Below are 25,402 nucleotides of genomic sequence, written 5' to 3' on the forward strand. Positions count from 1 at the left end.
GAGGTTTCAGTCCGCGCGGGGCGGGGAGAGCAGGGGGCGCTGGGTGGCCTTGTGGTCGAGGTACTCGCCGTATGCCGTGCGCGTCGACTCGAGGTCGCTGGCCTCGGAGACCGGGACGTCCCACCAGGAGTCGCTGTCGGGGGCGTGCACGAGCGGGTCGGTCTCGACGTGGATGACGACGGGACCACCGTCCGTCGGCCACGCCTTGGCCTCCTTGATCGCCTGGTGCAGCTCGTCGAGCGAGTGCACCTCGATGACGTGGGCGCCGAGGCTGCGGGCGTTGGCGGCGAGGTCGACGGGCAGGACGTCGCCGTCGAGACGCCCGGACGACTCACCCCGGAACCTGTAGGAGGTCCCGAAGCGCTGCGAGCCGAGCGACTCGGACAGCGAGCCGATCGAGTGGAAGCCGTGGTTCTGCACGAGCACGACGACCACCTTGACCCGCTCCTGCACGGCGGTCACCAGTTCGGTCGGCATCATGAGGTAGCCGCCGTCGCCGACCATGGCGAAGACGTCACGCGTCTCGTCCGCGAGGCGGATGCCGATCGACGCGGGCACCTCGTAGCCCATGCAGGAGTATCCGTACTCGACGTGGTACGCCTTGCGGTCGCGCACCCGCCAGAGCTTGTGGATGTCGCCGGGCATCGAGCCGGCGGCGCAGAGCACGACGTCGCGCGGGTCGGTGAGCTCGTTGACGGCGCCGAGCACCTGGCCCTGGGTGAGCAGGCCCTCGGCGAGCTTGTCGGTGACCTCGGTCGGAGGGTGGAACGCGCCCTCGACGGCCGCGTCCCACTCGGCCCACAGCCTCGCCTGGCGTGACCGGTAGGCGTCGTCGACGGCATACCCCTGCAGTGCTGCCGTCAGGGCGGTCAGCGCCTCCCGTGCGTCCGCGACGACGGAGAGCCCCGAGTGCTTGCCGGCGTCGAAGCGGGCGACGTTGATGTTGACGAAGCGGACCCCTTTGTCCTGGAAGGCCGTTCGCGAGGCGGTGGTGAAGTCGCTCCATCGGGTGCCGATGCCGATGACGACGTCGGCCTCGGCAGCGAGCGCGTTGGCAGCAGTCGTGCCGGTCGAGCCGACGGCGCCCATCTCCTGCGGGTGGCCGTGCGGGAGCGAGCCCTTGCCGGCCTGCGACTCGCCGACCGGGATGCCGGTTGACTCGCAGAACGCCCGCAACGCCTCCTCGGCGCCGGAGTAGTGCACGCCTCCGCCGGCGACGACGAGCGGCCGCTTCGCCGAGCGGATCACCGCCGCGGCGTCCTCGATGTCGACGGCCTCGGGAAGCGGACGGGCCACCCGCCACACGCGGGTGGCGAAGAGCTCGACGGGCCAGTCGTGGGCCTCTGCCTGCACGTCCTGGGGCAGCGAGATCGTCACGGCGCCGGTCTCGACCGGGTCGGTGAGCACCCGCATGGCGCCGAGCAGCGCGGACGGCAGCTGCTCGGGCCGGCTGACGCGGTCGAAGAACCTCGACAGCGGGCGGAAGGCGTCGTTGACCGTCACGTCGGCGGCATACGGCAGCTCGAGCTCCTGGAGCACCGGTGCGCTGACCCGGGTCGCGAAGGTGCCGGACGGCAGCAGCAGCACCGGGATCCGGTTGATCGTCGCGAGCGCGGCTCCGGTCAGCATGTTCGTCGAACCGGGGCCGACCGATGCGGTGCAGGCCCACGTCTGCAGGCGGTCCTTCTGACGCGCGTACGCCACCGACGTGTGGACCATGGCCTGCTCGTTGCGGGCCAGGACGTAAGGGAGGTGCTCCTCGCCATCGGCCAGCTCGTTCTGGAGGAGCGCCTGACCGATCCCGGCGACGTTGCCGTGGCCGAAGATGCCGAAGCAGCCGGCGAAGAGCTTCTGCCGCTCGCCGTCGCGCTCGCTCCACTGGTTGGCGAGGAAGCGCACCACGGCCTGCGCCACCGTGAGACGCACGGTTGCACCGTTCGCGGCGGCGTCGGTCTGCAGGTCACGCGTCATCGGGTGCCTCCAAGGGGAAGTCGGGGGTCGACGGGCTGGTCCGCCCAGGTCTCACGCACCCAGCCGTGGGCCGGGTCGTCGCAGATGAGCCAGGCACGTTCCTCACCGGGACCGGCCATGACGTTGAGGTAGTACATGTCGTAGCCGGGGGCCGCGATGGCCGGACCGTGCCAGCCGTGCGGCACGAGCACGACGTCGCCGTCGCGCACCTCGGCGAGCACGTCGATCGGGCGGTGCGCCGTGCCGTAGACCCGCTGGTAGCCGATGGGGTCGGTGCCGGCAGCGGCGGGCGTGCCGGCCGAGGGGGCCACCTCGAAGTAGTAGATCTCCTCGAGCGCGGTCTCCTCGCCGGGCCGCTCCTCGTCGTGCTTGTGCGGCGGCCAGGAGCTCCAGTTGCCGCCGGGCGTGATGACCTCGCAGGCGATGATCGAGTCGGCGCCGAGCACCCCCGGGATGCCGAAGTTGCGGACCTCGCGCGACGCGGTGCCGGCGCCACGGAGCTCGACCGGCACCTCGTCGGCGGCCACGTGCCGGAACGGGAAGCGCGCCTCACCCGAGTCGGTCACGGCGAAGACGACCGCGACCCGGGCGTCGCCGACGGCCGTCACCGTGAGGGACGACCCGGCCGGCACGTACGCGACGTCCGAGGCTCCGGCGAAGACCGACCGGCGGCCGGCCAGCTTCGCCTCGTGCTCGCCGGACGCCCCCGAGACGGCCACGTGCACCGACCCCGAGAGGGGCACGACGACGTGCTCACGGTGGCCGCCCTCGAGGGTGCGGGCGTCACCGTCGGACAGACGGCCGGCATACATCCCCGTGTGCTCCCAGCCCGAGGAGTCCGGCTCGACGACGACGTCCCAGCCGTCGCGTGCCGTGGTGCCGAAGGGGTGGTGCCAGCTCATGCCGTGCCCCCGCCGTGGACCAGCCCGGCCGCGATGTCGACGGCCGCGGCGACGTCACCGTCGGGCGGGAAGAGGAGCGCGCGGCCCACGACGAGGCCGCGCACGGCCGGCAGGTCGAGGGCGCGACCCCACGAGGCGTACGTGTCCTGCGGGTCGCCCTGCGGGTCGCCGCCGAGCAGCAGCGTCGGAAGGGTGGTCGCGTCCATGACGCGGTCGAGCTCGTCGACGACGGGCAGCTTGAGCCAGGTGTGCGCGCTCGAGGCGCCGAGGCCGGCGGCGATGTGGATCGACTTGATCGTCGAGTCGGGGTCGAGCTGGTTGACCACACGCCCACCCTCGCGCGTCGAGAGGAACGGCTCAACCATCGCCATGAGCTGTCGCTCGGCGAGCTCGGTGACGGCGCGGGCGCTCGCTTCGAGGGTCGCGACGGTGCCGGGGTCGTCGAGGCAGATGCGTGTCAGCATCTTGCCGCCGTCGAGGCCACGCGCGGCGATCTCGGCGGCACTGTAGGCGGTGAACCGGTCGTCGAGCTCGAAGCTGGCCCCCTGGAGGCCGCCCCGGTTCATCGAGCCGATCGCGATCTTGCCCTCGAGCGCGCCGAGGAGCAGCAGGTCGTCGAGCACGTCGGGCGTGCCGAGCACGCCGTCGACGCCGGGTCGGCCGAGTGCCGTGACGAGTCGCTCGAGAAGGTCGCTGCGGCTCGCCATCGCAGCACCCGCCCCGCGCACCCCGAGGGCGCCGCGGGCAGGGTGGTCGGCGGCGACGAGGAGCATGCGGCCGTCCTCGCGCACGAGGGGCCGGTGCTCACGGGCCGCCCACCCGGCGGCGATGCGGCCGGGCTCACGCACGCGGATCTCGGTGAGGTCGGCGACGGCAACGGCGACACCTGCGCCCAGGCCGGGCGTCGTGGGTGGGTGCGTGGTGGTCATCGTGCCTCCTCGGCGACGGCGGCGAACGGGTTGGCGTGGGAGTGGGCACCGGCGAGGCGTTCCTCGACCTCCGACGAGGTCGGCATGGCGGTCGAGCACTCGAGCCTGCTGGCGACGATCGCGCCGGCGACGTTGGCGAACTCGAGAACCCGCCGCAGGTCCCAGCCCTCGAGCAGGCCGTGGCAGAGCGCCCCGCCGAAGGCGTCCCCGGCCCCGAGACCGTTGACGACCTCGACGGGGAACGGGGGCACCTCGACGCGCTCGTCGCGGGTCGCGGCCAGCACGCCCTTGGGCCCCTGCTTGACGACGGCGAGCTCGACGCCGCGCTCGAGCAGCGCGTCGGCTGCCCGCTGCGGATCGGTCTGGCCGACAGCGACCTCGCACTCCTCTCGGTTGCCCACGGCTACCGTGACGTGCTCGAGGGCGCGACCGACCTGCTTGCTCGCCTCGGCCGGGTCGGCCCAGAACATCGGGCGGTAGTCGAGGTCGAGCACGGTGTGGGTGCGGCGGCCGCGGGCCTCCCAGCCGCGGAAGTGCGCGGCCCGGCTCGGCTCCTGCGACAGCCCGGTGACCGTCGACCAGTAGACGCCTGCGTCGCGAATGGCGTCGAGCGGCATCTCGTCGGGCTCGATGAGCAGGTCGGGGGCGGCCGGGTAGCGGTAGAAGTAGAGCGGGAAGTCGTCGGGCGGGAAGACCTCGCAGAAGGTGACCGGCGTGGGCGGCCCGTCGACGGCGCTGACGAACCTGTCGTCGACGCCGAAGTCCTGCAGAGCCTCGTGGATGTAGCGGCCGAAGGCGTCCTTGCCGGTGCGGGTGATGAGGGCGACGCGGTGGCCGTGCCGCGCGGCCGCCACGGTGACGTTGGTGGCGCTGCCGCCGAGGAACTTCTCGAACGTGCGCACCTTCTCGAGGCCCACGCCGTGCTGGAGCGGGTAGATGTCGACGCCGGTGCGCCCGATCGCGACGACGTCGTATGCCGTCTCGTCGGCTCGGGCGGCCGGGCCGGCTGGGGTGGGTGGCTGGGTGCTCATCGGTGCGACGTCCTCACAGGCTCGGGATCTCGTCGAGGGACACGGGGCGCCCCTCCCGGCGGGAGAGTTCGCACGCCTCGGCGACGCGGAAGGCCTGGAGGGCGTCCGCGACGGTGCAGGGCGACACCAGCGCGCCGCGGGCGACAGCGGCGAAGGCGGTCAGCTCGGCGCGGTAGGCGGGGAGGAAGCGCTCCATGAACGACCAGTGGCGCGGGCCGGCCGGGTAGGTGGCGCCCGGCTCGGCCGAGGTGACGGCGAGGGAGTCGTCGTAGCCGACGCCGAGGGTGCCGTCGCTGCCGAGGACCTCCATGCGTACGTCGTGGCCGGCCCCGTTGTAGCGCGTCGCCGAGAGGGAGACGAGCGTGTCGTCGTCGAGCGTGAGCACGGCGGCGGCCGTGTCGACGTCGCCCGCCTCGGTGAAGAACTGCGCCCCCTTGTTGGCGCCGGTGGCGTAGACCGAGGCGACCTCGCGGCCGGTGACGAAGCGGATGATGTCGAAGTCGTGGATCGAGCAGTCGCGGAACAGGCCGCCGCTCGTCGGGATGTAGGCGGCGTGTGGCGGCGCCTGGTCGTGGGTCTGCGCTCGGATGCTGTGCAGGAAGCCGAGCTCGCCTGCCGCGACGGCCTGCTGGGCCCGCTGGTAGCCGCGGTCGAACCGCCGCTGGAACCCGATGTGCACCGGGGTGCTCGTCTGCGAGACGAGCTTGGCGAGGTCCATCGTCTCGTCGAGCGTGGCCGCGACGGGCTTCTCGCAGAAGGTCGGGACACCGGCCTCTAGACCGAGCCGCAGCAGCGGGGCGTGCCCCGGAGTCGCGGTGGCGATGACGAAGCCGTCGACCCCCTGCGCGAGCAGCTCGGCCGGCGATGCGGCATACCCGACTCCGAGGCGTTCGGCGACGGCCTTGGCCGCGTCGGCGTCCAGGTCTGCGACGACCACCTCGTCTACCTCGGCGAGGTCGCGGAGGGTCTCGGCGTGGAAGGCCCCGATGCGGCCGACTCCGGCCAGTCCGATGCGCATGTGCACACTCCCTTGGGTGTCTCGTGCTTGGTGACACCGATCGTCCAGCGGCGACCGTCGTCATGTCAACCAAATGTTAGGACATTCTGATGTTTGATCAATCTCTTGACATGACGCGGTCGACGGGGGCATCCTCCAATCGCTGGCACTGACGCTGCGAACTGTGGGCACCGACAACGATGTCCATCGCGACGGCGGGGCCAGTGCGAAGGTCGACACGCACCAGCCGCCGCCCCTCGCCATCGTCGTGAGACAGGCGACGAGAGCCCCTCAACGACCCGCTGCACCGCTGGCGGGACATCCAGATCTCTGATCGACGGGACAACCGTCACAGATCGTCGCGTCACTCCGGCGACCGGGCCACGCGACGCAACGAAAGGAATCAACGATGACTCCGACTCGGACTCGCAAGAGACTGATCGCCGCTGCCAGCATGGCCACGGCCGCCGCCGTCACCCTCGCCGCCTGCAGCGGCGGTGGCGCCCCCACCACGTCGTCCACGGGCGGCGGCGGCGGGGGCGGCGGTAACAGCGGCTACACCTTCGCGATGATCACGCACGAGACACCGGGCGACACCTTCTGGGACCGCATCAAGGCCGGCGCGCAACAGGCCGCCAAGGACACCGGGGCCACGCTGAAGTACTCGTCGGATCCGGAGGCCAGCAAGCAGGCGGTCCTCATCCAGAACGCGATCGACTCCAAGGTCGACGGCATCGCGACCACGCTGGTCACACCCGACGCGCTCATCCCCACCATCAAGAAGGCCGTCGACGCCGGAATCCCCGTCGACACCTTCAACTCCGGCATCGACTTCTTCCAGAAGGCGGGCGCCCTGACGCACTTCGCCTCCAACGAGAAGCTGGGCGGGCAGCAGGCCGGCAAGAGGGCAGCTGCCGCCGGCGCCACCAAGATCCTCTGCACCATCCAGCAGACCGGGTCGGTGGCCCTCGAGGACCGCTGCGCGGGCGTCAAGGACTCCTTCCCGGCCACCGAGAACCTGCAGGTCAACGGCGCTGACGACGCCGCCGTCACCACCGCCATCCAGGCCAAGCTGACCGAGGACAAGTCGATCAACTGGGTCATCACCCTCGGTGCGCCTCAGGCCCTCGACACGATCAAGGCTGCTCAGGGCGCCGGGGTCAACGTCAAGATCGGGACGTTCGACACCAACCCCGCCGCGGCGCAGGCGGTCCAGGACGGCAAGATCGAGTGGTTCATCGACCAGCAGCCATACCTGCAGGGCTACATGGCGATCACCCAGCTCTACCTCTTCAAGAAGAACGGGAACGTCCTCGGTGGCGGCCAGGCCGTGCTCACCGGGCCCTCGTTCGTCGACAAGACGAACATCGCCCAGGTCCTCCCGTTCATCAAGCAGAACACTCGCTAACCGCCTCCGGGGGGCCGGGCCCGTCCAGGTCCGTCTGGGCAGCCCGTCTGGGCAGCCTGTCTGGGCAACCTGTCTGGGCAGCCCGGCCCCCGCCGAACAGCACTGGAGCTGTCATGAGTAGCACCCCCGTCAAAACCGGCCCCTCGCCCTCGGCCCCGGCCGAGGCGTCCAACCGGGTCACCCTCGGCTGGTCCAACCGACTGCTGGCCCGGCCGGAGATCGGCGCCCTCGTCGCCGCGGTCGTCATCTTCCTCTTCTTCCTCATCGTCGCGCCGGCCTTCCGAAGCCCGGCCTCGTTCTTCACCGTCCTCTACCAGTCCTCCACCATCGGCATCGTCGCCGTCGCGGTCGGGATGCTGATGATCGGCGGAGAGTTCGACCTCTCGGCCGGTGTCATCGTCACCACTGCCGGGCTCTTCAACGCGATGTTCTGCTACCAGCTCGGGATCAACCTCTGGGTCGGCGCGATCCTCTCGCTCGTGCTCTGCCTGGCGATCGGGTTCCTCAACGGCTACCTCGTCATGAGGACCGGGATCCCGAGCTTCCTGATCACCCTGGGCACATTCTTCGTGCTGCAGGGCGCCAACCTCGGCGTCACCAAGCTCGTCACCGGGTCGGTGTCCAGCCCCAACATCAACCAGATGGCCGGCTACGACTCCCTCAACTGGGTGTTCGCCCACGAGTGGCAGATCGGGTCCGTCACCCTGCAGATCACGGTCATCTGGTGGCTGCTCTTCGTCGCCGTGTCCGCGTACCTGCTCCAGCGCACCAAGGTCGGCAACTGGATCTACGCGGTCGGAGGCAACTCGGACTCGGCTCGAGCGGTCGGCGTGCCCGTGACCCGGGTCAAGATCGGCCTCTTCATGACGGTGGCGTTCCTCGGCTGGTTCGCCGGCATGCACTACCTCTACAACTTCAACACCATCCAGGCCGGCAACGGCGTCGGCAACGAGTTCCTCTACATCATCGCCGCCGTCGTGGGTGGCACCCTGCTCACCGGCGGCTACGGCAACGCGATCGGTGTCGCCATCGGCGCCTTCATCTTCGGCATGACCAGCCTCTGCATCGTCTACGCCGGGTGGGACCCCAACTGGTTCAAGGCCTTCCTCGGCGTCATGCTCCTGCTCGCCGTGATGGTCAACCTCTACGTCAAGAAGCTCTCGACCGCCCGGAAGGTGGGCTGACATGACCGACACCCTGGCAGACCACGCGGACAGCAACCTGCACCGCGGCGAACCGCTCGTCCAGATGAGCAACATCGGCAAGACGTACGGCGCGATCCGCGCCCTCAAGGGCATCAACCTGACGGTGAATGCCGGCGAGGTGACCTGCGTCCTCGGCGACAACGGCGCCGGCAAGTCGACGCTGATCAAGATCATCGCCGGCCTGCACCCCCACAACGAGGGCACCATGAAGGTCGACGGCAAGGAGGTCACCTTCTCCTCCCCCCGTGAGTCCCTGGGGCACGGCATCGCGACGGTCTACCAGGACCTCGCCGTCGTCTCCCTCATGGAGGTGTGGCGCAACTTCTTCCTCGGCTCCGAGCAGGTGAGCGGTCGATGGCCGTTCGCGCCGCTCAAGGTGAACGAGATGAAGCGCATCGCCGACCAGGAGCTGCGCAAGATGGGCATCGTCGTCAAGGACATCGACCAACCCATCGGCACGCTCTCCGGCGGCCAGCGCCAGTGCGTCGCCATCGCCCGCGCCGTCTACTTCGGTGCTCGCGTGCTCATCCTCGACGAGCCGACCGCCGCCCTCGGCGTCAAGCAGTCGGGCGTCGTGCTGAAGTACACCGCCGCGGCTCGTGACGCCGGCCTCGGCGTCGTCTTCATCACGCACAACCCGCACCACGCGTACCTCGTCGGCAACCACTTCGTCATCCTCAAGCTCGGCCAGGCCGTGCTCGACAAGAAGCGGTCCGAGGTGGCTCTCGACGAGCTGACCCGGCAGATGGCCGGCGGGGACGAGCTCGCCGAGCTCTCGCACGAGCTGCAGAAGTGAGCGGGGTGACGTCATGAGCGTCGCTGTCGCCCACCACACCCGCAGCTCGAGCGATCTCGCCCTGCAGGAAGGGGCCCGCCAGGCGGCATACCGCAGCACGGACCTCGTCGTCGTCCACGTCGTCGAGTCGCTCGACAACGACATCGCGGAGGCCAACAAGGCCGGCATCTCGGATGCCGTCGAGAAGGCCCTCGCGGCGGTCGCGCTGCCGGACGTGCGCTGGGACGTACGGCTCGTCGCCGGTGGGCGCGACATCTCGGACGTCTCCGAGGCGATCCTCGGCGCGGTCGGGCAGCTCGGGCCCGACCTGCTCGTCATCGGGGCGCGCCGGCGCTCGCCGATGGGCAAGGCGTTCCTCGGCAGCGTGGCGCAGAACATCATCCTCGACGCCGACGTGCCGGTGCTCGTCGTCAAGAGCCCCCGATGAGATGGCTCCGGACAGACGAGAGGTGCTGACATGAGCAGGTGCGGACATGTCCCGACCGAGTGGCTAGTCTGCGCCCATGTCCAAGCCCGTTGACGTCCGCATCGACCGCGAGACGCCGGTCCCGCTCTACCACCAGCTGGCCGAGCAGCTGAGTGCGGCGATCGGCAGCGGCACGCTGCAACCGGGCGACTCCTTCGAGAACGAGGTCGCCATGGCCGAACGGCTCGGCCTCTCCCGGCCGACCGTGCGGCGCGCGATCCAGGAGCTCGTCGGTCAGGGTCTGCTGCTCCGGCGGCGTGGTCTCGGCACCACCGTCGCCGGACGGCAGATCCACCGCCGCGCCGAGCTGACGAGCCTCTTCGACGACCTGCGGCGCGAGGGCGCCGGCGACCCGCGCACCGAGGTGCTCACCCACGAGGTCACCACCGACGAGGTCGCGGCGGCGGCCCTCGGGCTGCCTGCCGACACGCCGCTGCTGCACCTCGTGCGGCTTCGGCGCAACGGCGACCAGCCACTCGCCATCCTGCGCAACTGGCTGCCGCCCGCCTACTCCGACATCAGCAGGGCCGAGCTCGAGTCGGACGGCCTCTACGCGGTGCTCCGCAAGCGCGGCGGCAAGCCGGTCGTCGCGCACCAGCGCATCGGCGCCCGGCAACCCTCGGCGGCCGAGCGCAGGCACCTGGGCCTCACCCCGTCGCAGCCCGTGTTGACGATGACCCGCACCGCCTTCGACGCGGTCGGTGGGCCCGTCGAGTACGGCAACCACTGCTACCGCGCCCAGGACTACTCCATCGAGGTCATGCTCGACGAGCGCTGACCCACCGCCCACGGCCCACGCCCAGTCGAGTGCCCACTTTCCGACGTCGAGAACTGAGGGCGGTCTCAACCTGCCCTTCCGGTCGAGTGCCCACTTTCCGACACCACGATCCCGAGAAGGTATGCCGTGACGCCCCTTTCGCTGCCCGACGCCCTCCCGGCGCCGCGCCGTCCATCCCCCGACTCGGTGCCGTCGCTGCGCTGGGGCGTGCTCGGGACGGGGTGGATCGCCTCGCGCTTCGTCACGTCGCTTCAGGCCTCGACGGCGCAGCGGGTCGTTGCGGTCTGCTCACGCACCAAGGAGTCTGCCGACGCCTTCGCCACCACCCACTCGATCGAGAGGACACGTAGTTCGGTGGCCGGCCTCGTCAGCGACCCCGACGTGGACGTCGTCTACGTGGCGACCCCGCACCACCTCCACCGGGCTGGTGCACTCGCGGCCGTCGAGGCCGGCAAGCACGTGCTCGTGGAGAAGCCCATCGGTCTCGATGCCGTTGAGGCGCAAGAGATCTCGAAAGCGGCTCGTGCTGCCGGCGTCTTCTGCATGGAGGCCATGTGGACGCTCTTCCTGCCGCGCTTCGACGTCGTCAGGCAGGTGCTCGAGGCAGGTCTGCTCGGCGAGGTGCACACGGTCCTCGCGGACCACGGTGAGCACTTCGACCCACCGCATCGCATCCTCGACCCGACCATGGCCGGCGGCTCGCTGCTCGACCTCGGCACCTACGTCACGACCCTAGCGACCTGGGCACTCGGGCCGGCCACCCGCGTACAGGCAGCAGGGTCGATCACCGAGTCCGGCGTCAACGGCCAGGCTGCGATGGTGCTGACCCACGCCCATGAGGCCACGAGCGTGCTGCACTCGACGCTGCTCACGCGTACGCCCACGTCGGCGACGATCGCCGGAACGCAGGCCACGCTCACGCTGCCCGGGCCGTTCTTCATGCCGGGCGACGTCGTCGTGACCTCGGCCGACGGCTCACGGTCGGTGACGTGGACCGACCCCGAGCCGATCGGTCACGGCGCGCTGCATCACTCGGCGCTCGAGGCGGCCCGTTGCATAGGCGACGGACTGCTCGAGTCCCCCATGCGCGACGCCGTGTCGGTCCAGGCCAATCTGCGCGCCCTCGACGAAGTCACGAGACAGCTCGGCATCACCTACGACGCTGCCCGATCGAGAGAACGCTCCGTCACCGCGACACAGTGACCAAGCGTTCTCTCGATCGGGTTCCGAGCCGCACTGTCCGATCGAGAGAACACTCCGTCGCCCGAAGCGGGTGACGGAGTGTTCTCTCGATTTCAGGTGAGGGGCTTGAGGACGTCCATGCCGAGGAAGGGGCGCAGGGCCTCGGGGACCACGACCGAACCGTCGGCCTGCTGGTGGTTCTCGAGGATCGCGACCAGCCACCGCGTCGTGCCGAGCGTGCCGTTGAGCGTCGCGACGGCGCGGGTGCCCGAGCCGTTCGGGTCGCGCTCACGTGTGTTCAGGCGGCGCGCCTGGAACGTCGTGCAGTTCGACGTCGAGCTCAGCTCGCGGAACTTGCCCTGGGTCGGCACCCACGCCTCGCAGTCGAACTTGCGAGCGGCCGGGCCACCGAGGTCACCAGCGGCCGTGTCGATGATGCGGTAGGGCACGTCGATCTTGGCGAGCATCTCGCGCTCCCAGGCCAGCATGCGCTGGTGCTCGGCCTCGGCGTCCTCGGGCCGGCAGTAGCTGAACATCTCGACCTTGTGGAACTGGTGCACGCGGATGATGCCGCGGGTGTCCTTGCCGTGCGACCCGGCCTCGCGGCGGTAGCAGGCAGACCACCCGGCATACCTCTTCGGGCCGTTCGTCAGGTCGATGATCTCGTCGGAGTGGTAGCCGGCGAGCGCGACCTCCGACGTGCCGGTGAGGTAGAGGTCGTCGGCCTCGAGGTGGTAGACCTCCTCGGCGTGCGCGTCCATGAAGCCGGCGCCGACCATGACCTCGGGGCGTGCGAGCGTCGGCGTGATCATCGGGGTGAAGCCGGCGGCGGTGGCCTGGGCCATCGCCATGTTGAGCAGCGCCAGCTCGAGGAGGGCGCCGACACCGGTGAGGTAGTAGAACCGGGCGCCGCCGACCTTGGCACCGCGCTCCATGTCGATGGCGCCGAGCTTCTCGCCGAGCGCGAGGTGGTCGAGCGGCTCGAAGCCCTCGGCCGCGAAGTCACGCGGTGACCCGACGGTCTCGAGCACGACGTAGTCGTCCTCGCCGCCGACCGGCACGCCGTCGATGATGACGTTGCCGACCTTGCGCAGCAGCACGTCGAGCTCCGCGCTGGCCTCGTCGGCCGTCGACTCGAGCGCCTTGACCTGCTCGCTCAGCGTCGCGGCCTTGGTGCGCGCCTCGTGGGCGGCCTTCTCGAGCTCGCCGGCATCGGCGGCGCCCGCCTTCTTGGCCTTCTGGAAGGCGCCCATCGCTGCCCCGACCGACTTGCTCACGGTCTTCTGCTCGGCGCGCAGCGACTCGAACTCGCCCAGGGACGATCGGCGACGCTCGTCGGCAGCGAGGATCGCGTCAACGATCCCCGGGTCCTCACCACGGGCCTGTTGCGAGGCGCGGACCCGGTCGGGTTCGTCGCGCACGAGCTTGATGTCGATCACGCGGGCCAGCCTAACGGCGCCCACCGGCGGGTCTCGACCGAGATCACGCGGGCCCGGCCGGCGGGCGGTCGCGCGCCTGGGCAGCGGCCGGTCACCTCGTTCGTGGCAGACCACAGACGATGTGACGGAACGGACACCAGGACACACCGCGGCGACGATCAGACCCGGGCGCTACTCGGGGCGGATCACCGCGTATGCCGCGATCGCGTCGTCGGGCAGGCCCCGCACGTCGATCTGGACCCGCCCCGTCGGCAGCCCCAGGTTGACGGTCCGCTGCACCGACCCGTCGCACGGGAACGGCCGCGAGTAGAGCGGTTCACCGTGGCCCCACGTGCCAGGCGCGGCGTCGTACACCGCGTAGGACGTGCCCGCCGAGGCGTCCGAGGGCCGGGGCGCCGAGCAGGCGACCTCGACCGTGTAGGTGCGGCCGGCGGCGATCGGGTCACCCGGCACGTTGCGGAACGACGTGCTGCCGCCCGTGCTCGTGACGACGACCCGGGCCACCTCGCCGGGCGTTCGCGCGGGCACCTCGGTCCTCGGCACGGGCCCGGGGTCGATCGGGGTGAGCGACACCTCGGGCGTTCTCACCTCACCGGCCAGGGCGGTGGTCGCCACCGTCGGCCCGGCCGTGGCGGAGGTGCACGCCCCGAGCGTCACGAGCGCCGGAAGTGCCAGCAGCAGACCCACGAGCGCCGGCACCGGGGGCAGCGTCGACCGCACCCCCACGGACCGGCCGCTCCTCATGACCCCGACTGTAGGCCGCCGCCCACCACCCGCACAGGTATGCCGTGTGCCTCGGCGGCACACGGCATACCTCGTTCTCATGCCCCTCCAGGGGTCAGAGGTGGATCCTCACCACCTGCCCGCCGGAGTCGGTGGTGTGCGTCGTGACGTACGCGTAGTCACCACGCAGCACCACGCCGTACGGCAGGAAGAGGCCGCCCGTGACGACGGTCGGGGACGTCGAGTGGGGCCTGACGCGCACCAGCGCACCGAGCGGAGAGCCGGAGGCGAGCCCGTCGGCTGCGATCTCGACCGCGTACAGGTGGCCCTTCTTGTCGAACGCGAGCGACGTGACGTTGGTCAACCCGGTTGCCCACATCTGGGGGGCGTGGCCCGGCTTGATGCGCCAGATCGCGGCCGAGCCCTTCTCGAAGGGGAAGCCGACGAGCTGGGAGACGTACCACGCGCCGTCCGGGCCCTTGACGATGTCGGTCGGCACCGCGTCGGCGAGGAAGCCGGCAGGTGGGCCGGCCGGGGAGTTCACGGTGGTCGCCACCGGCGGGAGCGCGGCGATGTTCGACACGTGCCGGTTGCGCACCGCGTTGATGGAGTTGCCGCCCGAGTCGGTGTAGACGAAGCCCTTACCGGACCGTGCGAGACCCGTCGGGTCGCTGTCGATGTCGGTGCCGTCGGGGTTCTTCTTGGCCTCGAAGCGGGCGAGGTCGGCGATCGTCGTCACGCGCGCGTTGCCGTGCCTCTTCAGCTCGACCTTCAGCAGCTTGCCGAGGTTGGCGCCCTCCGGGCCGTAGCTGGCGCGGTAGTCGGGCGAGCCGCCGAGGCCCATGGTGAGTGCGAACGTGTGCTCACCGGTGAAGACGAGGTCCGATGGCCCGAGCGCGTCTGCCGTGCCACCGGCGGATGAGAGACCGGTCACCACGCGCTTGACGGAGCCCTTCTCGCCGATGCGGGCGACGGAGCCCGTGAGGCCGACGCAGGCCTGGGTGGTCGGGTCGACGGGGTTGGGTCTGCAGGCGGTCGTGCCGGTCGTCCCGGCCTCCGCGACGTAGAGGGCCCCACTCGGGCTGAACGCCAGCTGGCGGGGGCTGTGGAGGCCGGAGGCAATGACCTTCGGCATATGACTTGACATGTGGTTTTGCGCCGGACTCGCCTGCGCAGCAATGGAACTGAATCCAGCTGTGCCAGCCGCAACTGCGATGACACCGACGCCGGCCATACGACGAACCAATGATTTCGTGATCATGGACATCCCTGTTCGGTCATCCCCTGACCCCGCCACGTTAGGACCGTGGGAACGACCCGGCCAAGACTTCACCCGCAAGTGGGCGGACTTGTCCCCTTTCGGGATTCGTCCGCCCACCTGCGGGGGTTGGTGCCGTTATCCGACCCCCTCACTTCACCTCGGCGCGGGTCAGGCGCCAGATGCCGAAGGCGAGCGGCAGCACGACCCAGAGGGAGACCGAGGTGCCGAGCTGGGCCCACTGCTCGCCGGTGAGCGACCCGCTGAAGAGCGGCTGCATCGTGTGCTGCATGTCGAGCCACTCGGCCGCCGACCGCAGCCACGAGACCATCGAGCCGAGGATCGACCAGGCGGTCGGCAGGATGAAGTAGACGACGATCGCCGCCGGGGTGTTCTTGAAGAGCATGCCGAAGCCGACGCCCTGCGCGATGCCGAGCAGCACGAAGCCGCCGGCGCCGAGCAGCACGAGGCCGTCGATGCCCCAGTCCGCGGTGATGCCACGGAAGGTGATGGCCGCCTGGTGGGCGATGCCGGCCAATGCCAGCGCCAGCGCGAAGGCCGCCACGCCGACCGCGAGCGCGGAGAGCAGCTTGGCCCAGGCGACCCGCATACGGCGCGGCTCGAGACCGAACGTCACGAGACCCGTGCGCTGGCTCCACTCCGAGGTGACGGCGAGGATGCCGACCACCGGCAGGATGATCGCCATCGGCATGGTCGTCGCCTGCAGATAGTCCCCGAACGAGTGCTGGCCGCCCTCGTTGAAGAACATGATCGTCAGGGCGATGGCGATGATGCCCGCGATCCCGATGAGCAGCCAGCGGCCGGCGCGGGTGTCGAGCATCTTGCGCAGCTCGACGTGCATCAGCCGGGTGAACGGCACCCCGGAGGTGGGGCGCGGACCCGCGATGCGGGACGGCACCTTGGCCGTGACGGGCAGGTTGGACTCGGCGTTCGGGGACTGGGCCACCGGGGCCGAGGCGGGGGACGTCGTGGTGGTCATGCCGCCACCTCCTCTCGTGCGGCGTCGGCCGTGAGGTCGAGGAACATCTCCTCGAGACCCCGGCTGCCGCCGCTGCGCAGCTCGGTCAGGACGATCTGGTGGGCCGCCGCGACACGGCCGACCTCGATCGGCTCGGCCTCGACCTGGAGGCCACCGGTCGGGGTGCGGTGCGCGACGACGGACTGGGCGGCTAGCGCAGCGAGGAGCGCGTCGTCGTCGGTCGAGCGGGTGTAGGTGCCGGCCTCGGCGAGCAGCTCGTCCTTCGTGCCCTGGGCGACGATCTTGCCGTGGCCGATGACGATGATCTCGTCGGCGACGCGCTCGATCTCGTTGAGCAGGTGCGAGCTGAGGAGCACGGTGCCGCCCTCGTTGGCGTAGCCGCGCAGCAGGTCGCGCATCCAGCGGATGCCGGCGGGGTCGAGACCGTTGGCCGGCTCGTCGAGGATGAGCACCTCGGGGTCGCCGAGGAGCGCGTGGGCGATGCCGAGCCGCTGGCGCATGCCGAGGGAGTAGTTGCGGATGCGGCGGTTCGCCTCCTTGTCGGTGAGGCCGACGAGCTCGACCATCTCGTCGACGCGGTGCTTGCCGACGCCCATCAGGATCGCTCCGAGCGTGAGGACCTCGCGACCCGTGCGGCCGGCGTGCTGCGCGGAGGCGTCGAGGAGGAGGCCGACGTGGCGGCCGGGGTTCGGCAGGGCGGCATACGGCTTGCCGAGCACTGTGGCCCGGCCCGCGGTGGCGGGGGTCAGGCCTGACATGACGTGCATCGCGGTCGTCTTGCCGGCACCGTTCGGCCCGAGGAAGCCGGTGACGAGACCGGGCTTCACCTCGAACGAGACGTCGTCGACGGCCGTGAAGGAGCCGTAGCGCTTGGTGAGTAGTTCCACTGTGATCATGACCCTCACCCTCTCGGACCCCGCGGGCGTCGCACATCCGTCACAAGCCTGATTTCGACCCCTACCAAGGTCGTACGCGACCCTGACCCGAGTCAGGGTCCACGCTCAGGGTCGGGGCGTTCGGTCGAGAAAAGTGGGTGGACGGGGGCCGGGCGGAGCCTCTACGGTCTCCTCCGTGTGGAACTCCTGATGCCTCGTGCCCGCCCGCGCCCTGACTCGTTGCCCAAGAGCTGACGTCACGCCGCGGGGCCCTGCCGACCGTCAAGGATCTCGCCCATGTCTCCCACGCCGTCTTCCACCCTCACCCTGTCCGGGCTCGACGTCGCCTTCGGGGCCCGCACCCTGTTCTCCGGCCTCGACCTGACGCTCGCCGACGGCGACGTCACGGCCGTCGTGGGGCCGAACGGCTCCGGCAAGTCGACGCTGATGCGCACGATCGTCGGCGACCTCGCCGTCGATGCCGGTTCGATCCGGCTCGCCCCGCGCGACGCGACCGTCGCCTGGCTGCCGCAGGTCGTGCCGAACCCCGAGGAGACGCTGCTCGCGTACGCCCGCCGCCGCACCGGCGTCACGGCCGCCGACCTCGAGCTCGAGGCCGCTGCGGCTGCCGTCGCCGAGGGCCTTCCGGGCAGCGACGACCGTTACGCCGTCGCCCTCGAGCGCTGGCTCGCCCTCGGCGCCGCCGACCTCGACGAGCGCCTCGCCGAGGTGGCGGCCAAGGTCGGCCTCGAGGTCGCGCTCGACCGTCCGCTCGGCACGCTCTCGGGAGGCCAGGCGGCGCGGGCCTGCCTCCTCGCCGTGCTGCTCAGCCGCTATGACGTGCTGCTGCTCGACGAGCCGACGAACGACCTCGACGCCCGCGGCCTCGCGATGATGGTCGAGTTCGTCCGCTCTCACACCGGGCCGGTGCTCATCGCGAGCCACGACCGCAGGTTCCTCGACGAGGTCGCGACGAGCGTGCTCGAGCTCGACGCCAAGCAGCAGCGCATCGCCCACTACACGGGCGGCTGGAGCGACTACGTCGAGCAGCGCGAGCTCGTGCGCGCCCACGCGTGGGAGGCGTATGCCGGGTATGCCGCCGAGCGCGACGGCCTGCTCGCGCAGTCCCGGCAGCGGGCGGAGTGGGCCGTCAAGGGCCGCACCGGGTTCAAGGCCACCAAGGAGGGCGACAAGCACATCCGGGAGAAGCACCGCGCCCGTGCCGACCGCCAGGCCGCCAAGGGCGCGCGCCTCGAGCGCGCGGCCGACCGCCTCGCCGTCGTCGAGCAGCCCCGCAAGGAGTGGCAGCTGCGCTACACCATCACCGAGGGGCGCCCGTCCGCCGACGTCGTCGCGACGCTCGCCGACGCGGTCGTCGAGCGGCACGGGTTCCGGCTCGGGCCGGTGAACCTCGGCGTGGGCCGCGGCGACCGCATCGCCCTCGTCGGCGAGAACGGCAGCGGCAAGACGACGTTGCTCGCGGCCCTGCTCGGCGACCTGCCGCTGACATCCGGACGGCACACGCTCGGGACTCGGGTCTCCGTCGGCGTCATCGACCAGAAGCGGGTGCTCCTCGACGACGACGCGACCGTGCTCGACCTCCTCCGCCGCGAGCTGGGCCCGCGCGCGGCCGGCGGCAGCGAGTGGCCCCTGGCCGAGGTGCGCACCCTGCTCGCGAAGTTCGGCCTCGGCCCGGAGCACGTCGCCCGCCCGGCCCGCAGCCTGTCGATGGGTGAGCGGACGCGCGCCCTCTTGGCCCTCTTCCAGGGCCGCGAGGTCAACGTGCTCGTGCTCGACGAGCCGACCAACCACCTCGACGTCGACGCCATCGAGCAGCTCGAAGCCGCCGTGGCGGCTTTCGGGGGCACGGTGCTCGTGGTCAGCCACGACGAGACGCTGCTCGACGGCATACGGCTGACCCACCGGTGGCAGGTCGCGGGCGGGCAGGTGCTCGTGGTGCCCGTGTGAACGTCGTCTCGCGTGAAGGGGCCGACCGCTGCAGGGGCGTGTGCCCCTCCAGAATGGCGTCATGAGCAGACTGCACAGGGGTCAGGGAAAGCAGCGACTCGTCGAGGAGTTCCGCCGCGACGGACGCACGGAGGTGCGGTTCAGCCGCGGAATGGCCGGGGTCTACCTCGGGCTGGGGCTCGTGCTCGCCCTCTGCGGGGGCTGGCTCATCGGCATCGCGGCCGGCGTGCTGTCCCCCGGCACCGGCACCAGGGACGGCGCCGGCGTCGAAGGTGGTGTGTTCCTCGCCGTCGGGCTCTTCATCTTCGCCCTGGGCTGTGGCCAGGTCGGAACGCGTGCACCGGCGCTGGTCGTGGACCGTGAGGGCGTGCACGTGCTCGGCAAGGTCGTGCCCTGGGGCATCATCTCGGGCTTCGCGACGCGGCAGCACCGCAGCGGAGTGAGCACCCACACCGTGGCGACGATCGTCGTCGACGAGGAGAGCGCACGAGCGTGGGCGCGGGCTCGCCGTGAGCCCGAGCGTCGAGGGTCGCGGATGTACGCCCTCGGCGCGGTCGGCGTCGACGGCATCGCCCTCCCGTTCAACCTCGCGGTCAACCCTGCACCGCTGCAGGAGTCGCTGGAGGCGATCCGCGCCGACGTGGTGGACCGGAACACCACCTCGGGCTGACGTGGTGGCGCTCTGACCTCCCGCGAGGAGGAGTTTTGCGCGACGCTGGGCACATGCCTGCAACGACTGTCGTCCTGTTCGGCGCCACCGGAGACCTCGCCCGGCGCAAGCTGCTGCCCGGCATGCTCCACCTGCACGAGTCACAGCTGCTCGAGGGGCTTCGGGTCGTCGCGACGTCGCTCGACGACCTCAGCCGCGACGAGTTCCTCGACCTGGCGTTCGCTGCGATCCGCGAGCACTCGAGCCACGACGTCACCGACGACGATCTGCGCGAGTTCGCCGACCGCATCCACTGGGTGCCGGGGAGCGCTGGGCCACAGGGCATTCGCGACGCCGTCGACGAGTCTGAAGCGATCCTCGGCCCCGATGCGTGGCGGCTGCACTACCTGTCGGTCCCGCCCAAGGCCGCGCTCGCTGTCGTGCACCAGCTCGAGGAGGCCAAGCTCGTCGAGCGCAGCCGCATCATCATGGAGAAGCCCTTCGGCACCGACCTCGAGAGCGCGCGGGCCCTCAACGCCGAGCTGCACCAGGTGTTCAAGGAGGAGCAGATCTTCCGCATCGACCACTTCCTCGGCAAGGAGGCGGCGCAGAACATCCTCGCCTTCCGCTTCGCCAACGGCCTCTTCGAGCCGATCTGGCACCGCAACCACATCGACCACGTCCAGATCGACGTGCCCGAGACGCTCGGCCTCGCGCAGCGGGCCGACTTCTACGAGAGCACCGGCGCCTACCGCGACATGGTCGTGACCCACCTGTTCCAGGTGCTCGCGTTCACGGCGATGGAGCCGCCCACCGCGCTGGAGCCGCACGCCATCAGCGAAGAGAAGAACAAGGTCTTCCGCTCCATGTCGCCGATCGAGCCGCACAACGTCGTGCGCGGCCAGTACGTCGGCTACCGCGGCGTCGACGGCGTCGCACCCGAGAGCCAGACCGAGACCTTCGTCGCCCTCAAGTGCTACGTCGACAACTGGCGCTGGGCCGGGGTGCCGTTCTTCCTGCGCACCGGCAAGCGGATGGCGGAAGGCGCCCGCATCATCTCGATCGCCTTCAAGGAGCCGCCGCGCTCGATGTTCCCCGCGAGCTCTGGCGTCGGCGACAACGGCCCCGACCACCTCACCTTCGACCTGGCCGACAAGGCCCGGATGTCGCTGTCGTTCTACGGCAAGCGGCCCGGCCCCGGCATGAAGCTCGACAAGCTGTCGATGCAGTTCTCGATGCAGGAGACGAACTGGGCCGGTGCGGTGCTCGAGGCCTACGAGCGGCTCATCTACGACGCTGCCCGCGGAGACCGCACCCTCTTCACGTCGGCCGAGGGCATCGAGCGCCTCTGGGAGATCTCACAGCCGCTGCTCGACAACACCCCGGTCGTGCGCCCCTACGAGGCCGGCACGTGGGGACCGAACCAGATCCACCAGCTCGTGGCTCCGTTCACGTGGCGGCTGCCCTTCGAACGCCGCTGGCGCGACCCGAACGTGACGGGCGCCTAGCCGTCAACCGGTCTCGCGGGCTCGACGAGCGCGCGCGGTGAAGAGCGCACGCTCGGCCTCGCTGCGCGTCAGCTCGGCGGCCTTCTCGAAGGCCACGGCCGACTCGAGATGCCGTCCGGCGCGCTCGAGCAGGTCGCCACGCACCCCGTGGAGGTGCGGGTAGCCCGCGAGCCGACCCGACGCCGCGACGCGGTCGACGACGACCAGCCCGGCCTCGGGTCCGTCCGAGTAGCCCACGGCCACAGCGCGGTTCACCTCCACGACGGGTGAGGGCCAGATGGTGGAGAGTACGCCGTAGAGGTCGGCGACGCGGACCCAGTCCGTGTCCTCGACGCGCAGGGCGCGGGCGTGGCAGGCGGCGATCGCGGCCTGGACGGCATACGGCCCGAGCGGTCGGCCGAGTGACTCGGCCCGCGTGAGGGACTCGAGTCCGCGGCGCAGGAGGAGCCTGTCCCAGCGACGGCGGTCCTGGTCGGGCAGCAGCACCGGCCGGCCCTCGGCGTCGACGCGGGCCGGCAGCCGCGAGGCCTGCAGCTCCATGAGCGCGAGCAGTCCGTGCACCTCCGGGTCGTCGGGGACGAGTCCGGCCAGGACGCGTCCCAGCCGCATGGCCTCCTGGCAGAGAGCCGGCCGCACCCAGTCCTCCCCGGACGTGGCGGCATAACCCTCGTTGAAGACGAGGTAGACGACCTCGAGGACGGATCCGAGACGTTCGGACAGCTCGTCGGGTGTCGGCAGCTCGAAGCGGACTCCCTTGTCGCCCAACGTCTTCTTGGCGCGCACGATGCGCTGGGCCATCGTCGTCTCGGGCACGAGGAAGGCTCGTGCGATCTCGTCGGTGGACAGGCCACCGAGGCAGCGCAGGGTCAGCGCCACTCGCGCCTCGAGCGACAGCACCGGGTGGCAGGCGGTGAGCACGAGGCGCAGCAGGTCGTCGCCGACGTGGTCGTCCAGCGCGTCGATGGCCGCCTCGGAGTCGACGCCGGGCTCGGGCCCGACGTCACGCGCGAGCGCCGCCGCCTTCCGGTCGAAGGTGGCTGCCCGGCGGTGCGCATCGATGCCGCGGCGCTTGGCCGTCGTCATGAGCCACCCACCGGGGTTCGGCGGGACGCCCGTGGCGGGCCACTGCTCGAGGGCCGCAACGAGGGCTTCCTGCGCGAGGTCCTCGGCGAGGCCGACGTCGCCCGTCAGCCGGGCCAGGCCGGCGACGAGGCGTCCCGCCTCGATGTGCCAGACCGCCTGAACGGCGGCGTTCGCCCGCGGTGGTCGCGGCACCGGCGCCGACGCCGCCACCACCCCTGCCGGGCCGACGGGGTCGGTCACTGCGGCGGGCCGAAGTCCTCAGGACCCATCACCTTGACGACGTCGCACTCGCCCTCCCAGCCGGGCCAGAGGTCGGCGTGCAGCCGCATGAAGCGGGAGGTCCACTCGACGGCCTCCTCCTTCGAGCGCACGTCGTAGACCGCGTACGAGATGAACTCCTTCGCTTCGGCGAACGGGCCGTCCATGACGGACAGCTCGCCACCGGCGACGGTGACGCGGGCACCGCAGGCGCTCGGCGACAGGCCGGCGTTGTCGAGCATCGAGCCCGAAGCGGCGGCCTCGGCACCGAGGTCCATGATCGCGGCCATGAGGCCCTCGGGCGGCGGTCCGGCCGGCTGGCTGCCCTTGAGGATGGTGATGTAGCGCATCGGAGTCTCCTTGAGCGTGGTCGTGAGTCAGTGGTCGAGGGTGCGGTAGAGGTACGCAGCGGTGACGGCGATCCACGCGAGCACGAGCACCACGGCGGCGGTGAAGAGCAGGTTGGCTGCGACGCTACCCGCGCCGGAGGCCACGCAGAGGAACCCCACGAGGAACACCAGCCCGGTCGTTCGTGAGAAGACGGCCAGGCGACGCGCACCCTCGGCCGAGAACCGTCGCGCCAGGAAGAAGCACGAGGTGGCGATCGCGACGAAGCCGATGCCGGCAGCGGCGAAGTGGGCGATGCCGTGTCCGGTGACCGTCCCGGGCCCGTCCGGGGTGCCGACCGGGAAGCCGAGCGCCGGATCGGCCCGGAAGACGCCGGCCGCGACGAGGGCGACACCGAAGACCGCGGTGAGGAAGGGAGCCCAGCGGGCACCTGACCCGGCTGCCAGCGCCCGACGCACGCCCACGGCATACGCGACGAGCATGGCGCCGGTGAGCACGAAGTTGCCGGCCTGGACCCAGCCGAGGTCACCGTTCTCGAGCAGGCTCCACTGGTGGCGAGTCAGGTCGAAGCCGTCGCGGGTCAGTGCCTGCGCGAGCGACACGACGACGTAGAAGGGGCCCGCGACGGCGCCCCACCCGAGCAGCGAGCGGGTCACGTGGAACGGTGTCCAGCCGTCCGAGCAGTCGGGCGTCGTCAAGGGGTGGGTGGTCTTCGCGTTGATCGAGGTGTTCATCGGAGTCTCCCGCGGTGGTGGCGCCGACCCGGTGTCGTGCGCTCTCACCCCCTCCACGAACGGCAGAGGACCCGATCGACCTGCGTCGCGAAGAGTTTCTCAGCCGCCCGCGCGGGTGAACCCCTTGTAGCGGGTGCCTTGGTGGATGAGGTGGCCGCGGTCGCCCTCGGCAAGCCGGCCGTACTGCGCCCCCGTCAGGGCGAGCTCGACCCGCGCCCCCGACTCGTCCTCGAAGGTGGCGAAGTAGCGGGTGCTCGAGCCGGTCGCCTCGCTCCCGGCCCGCCGACGGACGTCGGTGCGCCGGGACACGACGAGCGTTTCGACGCTGCGCAGCGGAGCCGCCTCGTTGGCGCGCCACTGCGAGATCCCTTTCACCGCGACGACGCCCACGCCCACCGCGGTGAGAAGGGCCACCGCCCCGATGAAGATCAAGACCACCGTCTCCATGCCGTTGGCGTCGAACATCGTGCCCACCCCTGTCTCATGCACCCTGTGCTTGGGCGGCAGTCTTCCATCCGCCACCGCCCTGAGTGCCCCGAACCGCCCCGGGCAACCCACGGGAAACACCGCGGACACCCTGTCGGCCCCCCCGGCGGGCAAGGCAGGGGTTTTGTCCATTGCGCGGGCGCCGAGCGCGTCGGGACCATTGAGCGGTGCGCATCAGATGGAGTGGGGTCGCAGTGACGGCAGGCCTCGCCGCGGTGTGGCTGGCCGGGTGCAGTGAGTCGACCGCGACGCCGAGCACGCCGATCTCCGCTTCGTCGACAGTCGCCTCGACGACTGAGTCACCTTCGGCGGCAAACGGATCCACCTCGGCCGCTGGCCTGACGACGCTCGCTGTTCCGACGTCGGCCGCCGCGCCGACCACGCTCGGGGGCCCGACGAACGGCGGCGGATCCTCCGGGGGCGTGGCCTCCGCCGACCGCACCTCGCTCGTCTACGTGCCTGCCCAGGGCATCCGGGTCGGCGGCACGGTCATGGCGCTCGACCAGTCGGAGTACGAACCCGGTGACCACACGTTGAACCTCACGCTGCGCCTCGCCTCCCTGTCCCGCTCCGACGTCAACCTCGGAGCGGCCGGAGTGCACATCGGCGTCACGCACACGAACACGACGACGGAGGCGGACGTGAGATCGGTCGTGGCCACCGTCCAGGGGTCGCGGCCGACCCTCGTCTTCAAGGACCTGCCGGCCGACTTCACGCTCGAGGGTTCGACGCTCATCGTGCGCGACAAGAGCTTCGAGATCGTGATGCAGCTGGACAACCGCCTCGCCAACAGGACGGCGCGCCTGGCGAAGTGAGTACCGGGACGCGTCGCCGACCGCCGCTAGCGGGCGTCCTTCGCCGACTGCCGCCGCGCGCCGACCGACCGCGAGGACGCGTCCCGCTTGAGGCCACCCGTCGTCTTGGTAGCACGGCGCCGCGTCGACGGGACCGATGCCTTCGCGAACGGCCCGTCGAGCGCGTGCCCATCGAGCGCGTGCCCGTCGGGACCCGTTCCCGTCCGGGCCTCCCGCGCGGCGGCGAGCCGTTCCGTCCTGAGCTCCGCGGCCGCCGCACGCGCGACGGCGCCGAGCCTCGTGCTGACTCGCGCCAGGGCCAGCTCGAACGCCTCGGCCCGATCGGCGTTCAGCCGGTTCGCCGGCCGGGCGACGCCGCGGCCGCCCTTCGTCGCGACCCCCGCGCTCGCTTGCCGGCGGTAGAGACCGACGTGCTTGTTGCGGGCCCGTCGCACCCTCTGGTGCAGGTCGAGCAGCTCGTCCTCGTCGAGTGCGGCGAGGCGCTCACGCTCGGTCTCGCGCAGGAGATCGCCCTGGGCCTCGGTCAAGGAAGTCGTCGTCATGGCCACCATGCTCGCGCCCTCGCCGGACGCGGGGCATCACCTCTGCGGGGT

General features: G+C 70.9%; 25 protein-coding genes. 10 read left to right on the plus strand and 15 right to left on the minus strand.

Translation table 11 applies throughout. From position 1 onward, the window contains the following. Positions 1-6: 6 nt before the first annotated feature. The 5 genes from iolD to AB4091_RS04970 are packed head-to-tail and all read right to left on the minus strand — an operon-like array spanning position 7 to position 5,851. A complete protein-coding gene (gene iolD, locus AB4091_RS04950) occupies positions 7-1,971 on the minus strand; it encodes a 3D-(3,5/4)-trihydroxycyclohexane-1,2-dione acylhydrolase (decyclizing) (protein WP_442290611.1) in 1,965 nt (654 codons plus the stop codon). Continuing rightward, a complete protein-coding gene (gene iolB / locus AB4091_RS04955) occupies positions 1,968-2,873 on the minus strand; it encodes a 5-deoxy-glucuronate isomerase (protein ID WP_442290612.1) in 906 nt (301 codons plus the stop codon). The genes iolD and iolB overlap by 4 nt, the downstream gene beginning before the upstream one ends. After that, positions 2,870-3,802 (minus strand): Cgl0159 family (beta/alpha)8-fold protein, encoded by a 933-nt coding sequence (locus AB4091_RS04960; RefSeq protein WP_442290613.1) that lies wholly within the window; start codon positions 3,800-3,802, stop codon positions 2,870-2,872. The genes iolB and AB4091_RS04960 overlap by 4 nt, the downstream gene beginning before the upstream one ends. Beyond that, a complete protein-coding gene (iolC, locus tag AB4091_RS04965) occupies positions 3,799-4,833 on the minus strand; it encodes a 5-dehydro-2-deoxygluconokinase (RefSeq protein ID WP_442290614.1) in 1,035 nt (344 codons plus the stop codon). Before iolC ends, AB4091_RS04960 begins: the two co-directional genes overlap by 4 nt. A 13-nt stretch (positions 4,834-4,846) precedes the next feature. Continuing rightward, positions 4,847-5,851, minus strand: a complete 1,005-nt coding sequence (locus AB4091_RS04970; protein ID WP_442290615.1) for a Gfo/Idh/MocA family protein — start codon at positions 5,849-5,851, stop codon at positions 4,847-4,849. Between the two features lie 433 nt (positions 5,852-6,284). On the opposite strand from AB4091_RS04970, the gene AB4091_RS04975 reads away from it, so the two are divergent. From AB4091_RS04975 to AB4091_RS05000, 6 genes are all read left to right on the plus strand, one after another. Next, a complete protein-coding gene (locus tag AB4091_RS04975; RefSeq protein WP_442290616.1) occupies positions 6,285-7,238 on the plus strand; it encodes a substrate-binding domain-containing protein in 954 nt (317 codons plus the stop codon). Between the two features lie 113 nt (positions 7,239-7,351). Then, positions 7,352-8,422 carry an ABC transporter permease gene (locus AB4091_RS04980; protein ID WP_442290617.1) on the plus strand — a complete coding sequence of 357 codons (1,071 nt, stop codon included), beginning with the start codon at positions 7,352-7,354 and terminating at the stop codon, positions 8,420-8,422. A 1-nt stretch (position 8,423) separates the two neighbouring features. Further along, complete coding sequence (locus AB4091_RS04985) at positions 8,424-9,239, plus strand: ATP-binding cassette domain-containing protein (protein ID WP_442290618.1); 816 nt, start codon at positions 8,424-8,426, stop codon at positions 9,237-9,239. 13 nt (positions 9,240-9,252) lie between these two features. Beyond that, positions 9,253-9,666, plus strand: a complete 414-nt coding sequence (locus AB4091_RS04990; protein WP_442290619.1) for a universal stress protein — start codon at positions 9,253-9,255, stop codon at positions 9,664-9,666. Positions 9,667-9,742: 76 nt separating this feature from the next. Further along, positions 9,743-10,483: a GntR family transcriptional regulator gene (locus AB4091_RS04995; protein ID WP_442290620.1), complete on the plus strand. Its 741-nt coding sequence runs from the start codon at positions 9,743-9,745 to the stop codon at positions 10,481-10,483. Between the two features lie 126 nt (positions 10,484-10,609). Next, positions 10,610-11,686, plus strand: a complete 1,077-nt coding sequence (locus AB4091_RS05000) for a Gfo/Idh/MocA family protein (protein WP_442290621.1) — start codon at positions 10,610-10,612, stop codon at positions 11,684-11,686. 92 nt (positions 11,687-11,778) lie between these two features. Here AB4091_RS05000 and serS read toward each other — a convergent pair whose 3' ends face one another. The 5 genes from serS to AB4091_RS05025 all read right to left on the minus strand — a co-directional run bounded on the left by serS (position 11,779) and on the right by AB4091_RS05025 (position 16,981). Further along, complete coding sequence (gene serS / locus AB4091_RS05005) at positions 11,779-13,104, minus strand: serine--tRNA ligase (protein ID WP_442290622.1); 1,326 nt, start codon at positions 13,102-13,104, stop codon at positions 11,779-11,781. Between the two features lie 171 nt (positions 13,105-13,275). Further along, positions 13,276-13,848, minus strand: a complete 573-nt coding sequence (locus AB4091_RS05010) for a hypothetical protein (RefSeq protein ID WP_442290623.1) — start codon at positions 13,846-13,848, stop codon at positions 13,276-13,278. Positions 13,849-13,942: 94 nt separating this feature from the next. Continuing rightward, on the minus strand, positions 13,943-14,962 hold the full coding sequence (locus AB4091_RS05015; RefSeq protein ID WP_442290624.1) for a ScyD/ScyE family protein: 1,020 nt from the start codon (positions 14,960-14,962) through the stop codon (positions 13,943-13,945). A gap of 274 nt (positions 14,963-15,236) precedes the next feature. Then, positions 15,237-16,085 (minus strand): ABC transporter permease, encoded by an 849-nt coding sequence (locus AB4091_RS05020; RefSeq protein WP_442290625.1) that lies wholly within the window; start codon positions 16,083-16,085, stop codon positions 15,237-15,239. Then, positions 16,082-16,981, minus strand: coding sequence for an ABC transporter ATP-binding protein (locus tag AB4091_RS05025; RefSeq protein WP_442290626.1), 900 nt, complete (start codon positions 16,979-16,981; stop codon positions 16,082-16,084). The genes AB4091_RS05020 and AB4091_RS05025 overlap by 4 nt, the downstream gene beginning before the upstream one ends. A gap of 276 nt (positions 16,982-17,257) precedes the next feature. Here AB4091_RS05025 and AB4091_RS05030 point away from each other — a divergent pair, with 276 nt between their 5' ends. From AB4091_RS05030 to zwf, 3 genes are all read left to right on the plus strand, one after another. Continuing rightward, on the plus strand, positions 17,258-18,928 hold the full coding sequence (locus AB4091_RS05030) for an ABC-F family ATP-binding cassette domain-containing protein (protein WP_442290627.1): 1,671 nt from the start codon (positions 17,258-17,260) through the stop codon (positions 18,926-18,928). A 61-nt stretch (positions 18,929-18,989) separates the two neighbouring features. After that, the gene (locus tag AB4091_RS05035) at positions 18,990-19,598 is read left to right on the plus strand and encodes a hypothetical protein (protein ID WP_442290628.1); all 609 of its coding nucleotides are present in this window, start codon (positions 18,990-18,992) and stop codon (positions 19,596-19,598) included. 53 nt (positions 19,599-19,651) lie between these two features. Next, the gene (gene zwf / locus AB4091_RS05040) at positions 19,652-21,085 is read left to right on the plus strand and encodes a glucose-6-phosphate dehydrogenase (protein ID WP_442290629.1); all 1,434 of its coding nucleotides are present in this window, start codon (positions 19,652-19,654) and stop codon (positions 21,083-21,085) included. A 3-nt stretch (positions 21,086-21,088) separates the two neighbouring features. Here zwf and AB4091_RS05045 read toward each other — a convergent pair whose 3' ends face one another. The 4 genes from AB4091_RS05045 to AB4091_RS05060 all read right to left on the minus strand — a co-directional run bounded on the left by AB4091_RS05045 (position 21,089) and on the right by AB4091_RS05060 (position 23,973). Beyond that, the gene (locus AB4091_RS05045) at positions 21,089-22,408 is read right to left on the minus strand and encodes an RNA polymerase sigma factor (RefSeq protein ID WP_442290630.1); all 1,320 of its coding nucleotides are present in this window, start codon (positions 22,406-22,408) and stop codon (positions 21,089-21,091) included. Continuing rightward, the gene (locus AB4091_RS05050; RefSeq protein WP_442290631.1) at positions 22,405-22,776 is read right to left on the minus strand and encodes a YciI family protein; all 372 of its coding nucleotides are present in this window, start codon (positions 22,774-22,776) and stop codon (positions 22,405-22,407) included. The genes AB4091_RS05045 and AB4091_RS05050 overlap by 4 nt, the downstream gene beginning before the upstream one ends. A gap of 27 nt (positions 22,777-22,803) precedes the next feature. Then, on the minus strand, positions 22,804-23,508 hold the full coding sequence (locus tag AB4091_RS05055) for a DUF998 domain-containing protein (protein WP_442290632.1): 705 nt from the start codon (positions 23,506-23,508) through the stop codon (positions 22,804-22,806). 99 nt (positions 23,509-23,607) lie between these two features. Further along, positions 23,608-23,973, minus strand: coding sequence for a DUF2500 domain-containing protein (locus tag AB4091_RS05060; RefSeq protein WP_442290633.1), 366 nt, complete (start codon positions 23,971-23,973; stop codon positions 23,608-23,610). Positions 23,974-24,416: 443 nt separating this feature from the next. Between AB4091_RS05060 and AB4091_RS05065 the strand changes: the two genes are divergently transcribed. Next, positions 24,417-24,809, plus strand: coding sequence for a hypothetical protein (locus AB4091_RS05065; protein ID WP_442290634.1), 393 nt, complete (start codon positions 24,417-24,419; stop codon positions 24,807-24,809). Between the two features lie 26 nt (positions 24,810-24,835). Here the strand turns inward: AB4091_RS05065 and AB4091_RS05070 are convergent, their stop codons facing one another. Next, positions 24,836-25,351 carry a hypothetical protein gene (locus AB4091_RS05070; RefSeq protein ID WP_442290635.1) on the minus strand — a complete coding sequence of 172 codons (516 nt, stop codon included), beginning with the start codon at positions 25,349-25,351 and terminating at the stop codon, positions 24,836-24,838. Between the last annotated feature and the right edge of the window lie 51 nt (positions 25,352-25,402).

Origin of the sequence: Terrabacter sp. 2RAF25, assembly GCF_052115265.1 — a bacterium.
GTDB lineage: Bacteria > Actinomycetota > Actinomycetes > Actinomycetales > Dermatophilaceae > Terrabacter.